The organism is Mesorhizobium sp. (assembly GCF_005063415.1).
Taxonomy (GTDB): Bacteria; Pseudomonadota; Alphaproteobacteria; order Rhizobiales; family Rhizobiaceae; genus Mesorhizobium.
In genome coordinates this window covers 286-1,213 of record NZ_SUEG01000336.1, presented here as the reverse complement: position 1 = coordinate 1,213, position 928 = coordinate 286, and the positions used below count along the sequence as shown (strand labels likewise).

General features: G+C 60.2%; 2 protein-coding genes. One reads left to right on the top strand and one right to left on the bottom strand.

Translation table 11 applies throughout. The features are described 5' to 3' along the window. Window positions 1–360: hypothetical protein (locus E5W70_RS32445; RefSeq protein WP_366509783.1), on the top strand; the 360-nt coding region annotated here is incomplete at its 5' end. A gap of 213 nt (window positions 361–573) precedes the next feature. On the opposite strand, the gene E5W70_RS32440 is transcribed toward E5W70_RS32445, so the two are convergent. Further along, a partial coding sequence (locus E5W70_RS32440) for a hypothetical protein (RefSeq protein ID WP_292665442.1) occupies window positions 574–928 on the bottom strand: 355 nt, incomplete at its 5' end.

The following is a 928-nucleotide window of genomic DNA, read 5'->3' as shown; positions in this document are numbered from 1 at the left end:
CCATTGCACAGCCGCCCTGCACATGCGAGTTTGTCAACCAAATGGCTCATCGTCGGGAGTCTCGTCATGTCCATTCGCCGGATTGCGTTGACCTCGGCAGCGGTCACGCTTGCCTTCACAACCCTCGCCCAGGCCCGGCCGGACACCCGCGCGATGACCTGCCAACAGACGCAGGCGCTAATCCAGAGCCATGGCTCGGTGGTGCTGACCACCGGCCCGAACACCTATGGCCTCTACATCCGCCAGTACAGCAATGCGTGCGACTCGTCGGAAATCCCAGCGGTAGCGTTTGTGCCGACGCGCGATGGCCAGTGCTTGGTCCATCGATGCAAAGAGCCGCTCTACACTCCTCCCGGCTGACGGTGATGAGCATGAATAGGGCGCCGAGCAGGAAGGCGGCGCCCGTTTCCGCGTTAGATGTAGCGTGGCGGGATGATGTCACCATGCACAATGGCAGTTCGGTGAAGAACGCCAGCTTCACCATGCAGCCCGCCTTGGCCTCGACGCGCACCGCGCCCACATTGCCGATCTCGATGGCTTCGCCGACGCGCAAAGTGGTTGAGTACATGCTTATCATCCGACCCACAGACAACGATCGGGAAACGGCGCATGCATCGCGGCTGACCACCAGCCATGGGGGAGGTAATTGTCCGACAGCCTTGAACAATTGCTACCTGTTTCGCAGATCGATTTCTGACCACCGGCAATGGAAATGGTGGGTTTCTGCGACGCAGAAATGATATGGAGTCCCACCATGGGTGGTACTTCGATGGATGCCGAGCGGCTGACAAGCTGGTCGCGCAAAGCTATTGGTGCGAGCCTCGTGGGGCCGGAAGCTGGATCTTGATGGCGACGGCGCTGGACGGTGCCGCCAAGATTCACGTCAAGCTGCCGATTCTCGCCGATCTGGAAGCGTGCATCGAGAAAA